Source organism: Methylobacterium sp. CCH5-D2, from assembly GCF_001556475.1.
Taxonomy (GTDB): Bacteria; Pseudomonadota; Alphaproteobacteria; order Rhizobiales; family Beijerinckiaceae; genus Methylobacterium; species Methylobacterium hispanicum.
This window is the reverse complement of the sequence record NZ_LSIX01000248.1, coordinates 1-5,140: the sequence shown is the minus strand read 5'-3', so window position 1 is coordinate 5,140 and position 5,140 is coordinate 1. Positions and strand designations below refer to the sequence as shown.

At 71.6% G+C, this 5,140-nt stretch carries 6 protein-coding genes and 1 tRNA gene; 4 read left to right on the top strand and 3 right to left on the bottom strand.

What is annotated here, in order from left to right; all coding sequences use genetic code 11:
* The 3 genes from AX737_RS06530 to AX737_RS06520 form a co-directional block, all read right to left on the bottom strand.
* A tRNA-Leu gene (locus AX737_RS06530) sits at positions 1 to 87 on the bottom strand.
* Between the two features lie 46 nt (positions 88 to 133).
* Entirely contained in the window at positions 134 to 1,315 is a 1,182-nt protein-coding gene (locus AX737_RS06525; protein ID WP_066919984.1) for an FAD-dependent oxidoreductase, read from the bottom strand.
* Positions 1,316 to 1,332: 17 nt separating this feature from the next.
* Entirely contained in the window at positions 1,333 to 1,599 is a 267-nt protein-coding gene (locus tag AX737_RS06520) for a zinc-finger domain-containing protein (protein WP_066919983.1), read from the bottom strand.
* A 209-nt stretch (positions 1,600 to 1,808) separates the two neighbouring features.
* On the opposite strand from AX737_RS06520, the gene map reads away from it, so the two are divergent.
* From map to AX737_RS31895, 4 genes are all read left to right on the top strand, one after another.
* Positions 1,809 to 2,639, top strand: coding sequence for a type I methionyl aminopeptidase (map, locus tag AX737_RS06515; RefSeq protein WP_066919982.1), 831 nt, complete (start codon positions 1,809 to 1,811; stop codon positions 2,637 to 2,639).
* Between the two features lie 4 nt (positions 2,640 to 2,643).
* A complete protein-coding gene (radC, locus tag AX737_RS06510; RefSeq protein WP_066919980.1) occupies positions 2,644 to 3,432 on the top strand; it encodes a DNA repair protein RadC in 789 nt (262 codons plus the stop codon).
* Between the two features lie 91 nt (positions 3,433 to 3,523).
* The gene (locus AX737_RS06505) at positions 3,524 to 4,963 is read left to right on the top strand and encodes a circularly permuted type 2 ATP-grasp protein (protein WP_066919978.1); all 1,440 of its coding nucleotides are present in this window, start codon (positions 3,524 to 3,526) and stop codon (positions 4,961 to 4,963) included.
* A gap of 72 nt (positions 4,964 to 5,035) precedes the next feature.
* Positions 5,036 to 5,140 (top strand): alpha-E domain-containing protein (locus tag AX737_RS31895; RefSeq protein ID WP_197430480.1); only part of this gene is annotated, 105 nt, incomplete at its 3' end.

Below are 5,140 nucleotides of genomic sequence, written 5' to 3'. Positions count from 1 at the left end.
TGGTGCGGACGGCGGGACTCGAACCCGCACGGCCTTGCGGCCGCAAGATTTTAAGTCTCGTGCGTCTACCGGTTCCGCCACGTCCGCGCGGGCCGAGCGGTAGCCGGGCGCCCGCCCGAGATCAAGCGGGCAGTCAGGCCGGGTCCGGCGTCCAGCCGTAGAGCCAGGCGTAGCGCTCGCGCATCCCGTCCGGCCCGAGGCGGCGCATCACGAGGTCGCGGGCGAAGGCGGTCAGCGGGCCGGCGTGATAGGTGCGCCCGTTGCCGCGGGCGGCGCGCTGCACGCGCGCGACCCGGCGCGCCCGGGCGGCGGCGTAGGCCGGGAGCGCGTCCGGAACCGGCCCCGCGGCGAGGCAGCGGACGAGCACGGCCGCGTCCTCGATCGCGAGCGCCGCGCCCTGCGCCAGGAAGGGCAGGACCGGGTGGGCGGCGTCGCCCAGCAGCGCCACCCGTCCGCGGGCGATCGGCCGCGCCACCGCGCGCTCGGCGAGCGACCACACCAGCCAGGAATCGGGCATGGCCAGCAGCGCGCGCAGCGGCGCCGCGCAGCCGCGGAAATGCGTGCGGAGCACCGCGGGGTCGCCGATCCGCCCCCAATCCGCGTCGCCCTGCCGCTCGGGCACGATCGCCACCACGTTGAGGAAGCGGCCGCCCCGGATCGGGTAGTGGACGACGTGGCGGCCGGCCCCCAGCCAGAGGCCGGTCTCCGCGCCGCCGAGCCCGTCGGGCAGGCCCTCGCGCGGGAGCACCGCGCGCCAAGCCGCCATGTGGCCGGGCCGCAGGGGCGCGGGGTCGAGATGGCCGCGGACGCGCGAGTGGAGGCCGTCCGCACCGATCGCGAGGTCGGCCTCCACCGTATCGACCCGGACGTCGCCCTCGCAGGTCAGCGCGACGCCGTCGGCGCCCTCGGAGAGCCCCGTGACGCCGCGCCCGACGAGGAGGCGGATGTTGGGCCGCGCCCGCACCGCATCGAGAAGCACCGTCTGCAGGTCGGCCCGGTGGATGACATAGTAGGGCGCGCCGTAGCGCTCGCGGGCGGTCGCCCCGAGGCTGACGCCGCCGATCCGGCGACCGCTGTCGAGGGCGCGGACCACGACGCCCGGCGGCTCGCTGGCCGCGCGCCGCAGCGCCGCGCCGAGCCCGAGATCGCCGAGGACCCGGCTGGCGTTCGGCGAGAGCTGCAGACCCGCTCCGACCTCGCTGAAGCCGGTGCGCCGCTCGACGAGCGTGACCCGGTGCCCGGCGTCGGCGAGCGCGAGCGCGGCGGTCAAACCACCGATGCCGGCGCCGACGACGGCGATGTCGAGCGCGGCCACGGCCGGCGCGGGCGCGCTCAGGCCGCCTTGGCGCCGCCCGCCGTGCTGCTGTCGTCCCACAGGCAGGCCGGCGGGTTCGATTCGGTCGCCTTCAGCCCCGCGCGGTAGCGGTAGAGCGTGGAGCAGTACTGGCAGATGATCTCGTCGTCCGCGCCCATGTCGAGGAAGACGTGCGGATGGTCGAAGGGCGGGCGCGCGCCGATGCACATGAACTCGCGCGCCCCGACCTCGATGACGGGCACGCCGAGGTCGTTGTGGAAGTGCGGAACCGCCTTGTCAGCCATCTGCCGCCCTGCTGCTCGTGAGAGCCGCGCGGGCGGCCCGATCCGCTGCCGCTTATGGGGGAAGCGCCGCGCCGCACGCAAGCCCGCGCTCCATCCGGGCCGCCGCGCGAGCCCTGCCGGCGCGTGCCCGATACGTCGTGCCGCTTGGCGGAAAGCCCCCGCACACCGTACATAGCGGCTGAGAGACGCCGCAGCGCAAGACCCGCCGAATGAACCAGCAAGACCAAGCGACCGCGCAGGGCGCGCGCCGTTCCCCCGAGGCACCGATCCACGGGCCGGAGGGCTTCGAGGGCATGCGGCGGGCGGGCCGCCTGACGGCCGAGGCCCTAGACCTCCTGATGGAGGCGACCCAGCCCGGAATCACCACGGAGGCACTCGACAGGCTCGCCTACGAGTTCGCGATGGACAACGGCGCCTACCCGGCCTCGCTCCTCTACCGCGGCTACCCGAAGTCGATCTGCACCTCGATCAACCACGTGGTCTGCCACGGCATCCCGAACGACAAGCCGCTGCGCGAGGGCGACATCGTCAACCTCGACATCTGCCTGATCCTCGACGGCTGGCACGGCGATTCGAGCCGCATGGCCTTCGTGGGCGAGGTGCCCCGCAAGGCGGCGCGCCTGTGCGAGATCACCTACGAGGCGCTGATGCGCGGCATCGCGGCGGTCAGGCCCGGCGGCTCGACCAACGACATCGGCCGGGCGATCCAGGACTACGCCGAGGCGGAGCGCTGCTCGGTGGTGCGCGACTTCTGCGGCCACGGCCTCGGTCGCACCTACCACGACGCGCCCACCATCCTGCACTACGTCGAGGCGAGCTACGACGTGCCGTTGAAGGCGGGCCAGTTCTTCACCATCGAGCCGATGATCAATCTCGGACGCCCCTCCGTGAAGGTGCTGGCCGACGGCTGGACCGCGGTCACCCGGGACCGCTCGCTCTCCGCCCAGTTCGAGCACACCGTCGCGGTCACCGAGACGGGTTGCGAGATCTTCACGGTCTCGCCCAGAGGCCTGCACCAGCCCACCAACCCGGGCGCCTGACCCGATGGCCCGGCGCGGCTCCGGTCCCGGCGGGCTGCTCGACCTCGGCGCCGCCGCGAGCCCGGCGGTGGACGGGGCGGACGGCCGAGGAGACAGCGCGCCGGCGAAGGGCGGCGCGGAGCCGCCGCACTATCACGGCCACCGCGAGCGCCTGCGCGCCCGGTTCGCACAGGCCGGCGCCGACGCGCTTCCGGATTACGAACTGCTCGAACTCGTCCTGTTCCGAGCCATTCCCCGCCGGGACGTGAAACCCCTCGCCAAGGCGCTGATCGACCGCTTCGGCAGCTTCGCCGAGGTCGTGAGCGCCGAGCCCGCGCGTCTTGCCGAGGTCGAGGGCATCAGCCCCGGCGTGATCGTCGATCTCAAGCTGACCGAGGCGGCCGGCCGCCGCCTGGCCCGCGGCGCGGTCCAGGAGCGCTCGCTCCTCTCGTCCTGGAGCGCGGTGCTCGACTATTGCCGCACCACCATGGCCTTCTCGGCACGGGAGGAATTCCGGATCCTCTTCCTCGACAAGCGCAACCACCTCATCGCCGACGAGGTGCAGGGACGCGGCACCGTGGATCACACGCCGGTCTATCCCCGCGAGGTGGCGCGCCGCGCCCTCGAACTCTCGGCCACCGCCATCATCCTGGCCCACAACCACCCCTCGGGCGATCCCAGCCCCTCGGCGGCCGACGTCCGGATGACACGCGAGGTGGTGAATGTGCTCGATCCACTTGGAATCATCGTGCACGACCACATCATTCTCGGACGCACCGGGCACGCCAGCCTGAAAGGGCTGAAGCTGTTCTGAGGTTGTAGCGCGATCGAGCCCGCGGGTCCCCGCGGATCCTTGGCGTGGCGCGCCTCTTGCCTCTAGCGTGCGGTATCTGGGAGGCAGCGCGATGGCCGGTGTGGCGTTCGACGAGATGACGGGACACGGAGGATCGGCCGCGACCGCGGCGGACATCCGCAACGCCTACGGACAACTGAAAAACTGGCTCGACACCACGCCCTCCGACCATTTCAACACCCGCCGCAGCCAGGCGGAACTGCTGTTTCGCCGCATCGGCATCACCTTCGCGGTCTACGGCGACAACGAATCGACCGAGCGACTGATCCCGTTCGACATCATCCCGCGGGTGCTGACCAAGCCCGAATGGGGGTTCCTCGAGCGCGGGCTGAAGCAGCGGGTGACCGCCATCAACGCCTTCCTGAAGGACGTCTACGGCCCGCAGGAATGCATCAAGGCCGGTATCATCCCGGCCGACCTCGTCTATCGCAACGCGCATTACCGCATGGAGATGCGCAGCTTTCGGGTGCCGCACGACCTCTACGTCCACGTCGCCGGCATCGACATCGTGCGGACCGGCGAGAACGATTTCTTCGTGCTGGAGGACAACGCCCGCATCCCGTCCGGCGTGTCCTACATGCTGGAGAACCGGGAGGTGATGCTGCGGCTCTTTCCCGACCTGTTCTCCCGCCACCGGGTCGCACCGGTCGAGAACTACCCGGACGCGCTGCTGGCGACGCTGCGCAGCCTCGCGCCCGCCACCGCCACGCGCGACCCCACCTGCGTGCTCCTGACCCCGGGGCGCTACAACTCGGCCTTCTACGAGCACTCGTTCCTGGCCGACAAGCTCGGCGTCGAGTTGGTGGAGGCCTCCGACCTCTTCACCAAGGACGACGTCGTCTACATGCGCACCACCGAGGGACCGCGCCGGGTCGACGTGATCTATCGCCGCCTCGACGACGACTTCCTCGACCCGCTGGTCTTCCGCCCCGATTCCGTGCTCGGCGTGCCGGGGCTGATGAACGCCTACGAGCGCGGGACCGTGACGCTGGCCAACGCGGTCGGCACGGGGGTCGCCGACGACAAGGCGGTCTACAGCTACATGCCCGAGATCGTGAAGTTCTTCACCGGCGAAGAGCCGATCCTGCACAACGTCCCGACCTATCGCTGCCGCGAGAAGGACGCCTTCGCGTACGTGATGGACAACCTGAAGGACCTCGTCGTCAAGGAGGTCAACGGCTCGGGCGGCTACGGCATGCTGGTGGGCCCGCACGCGACCAAGCGCGAGATCGAGGAGTTCGGCCGGCGCCTGCGCCACGCGCCGGACGGATTCATCGCCCAGCCGACGCTCTCGCTCTCGACCTGCCCGACCTTCGTGGCCTCGGGCGTGGCGCCCCGGCACGTGGATCTCCGGCCCTTCGTGCTCTGCGGCGCGGACGAGATCCGCATCGTGCCGGGCGGCCTGACCCGCGTGGCGCTGAAGGAGGGCTCGCTGGTGGTGAATTCCAGCCAGGGCGGCGGCACGAAGGATACCTGGGTGTTGGACGGCTGAGGCGCCGCCCCGCGCGAGACGAAACCCTACCGAGCGATCGAGCCCTCACCGGCCGAACCCAGCGAAGCGCCCATGCTGTCCCGCACCGCCGACAACCTCTACTGGCTCTCGCGCTACGTCGAGCGCGCCGAGTTCGTCGCCCGCATCCTCGACGCGGCCCACCGTCTCGCCTCGCTG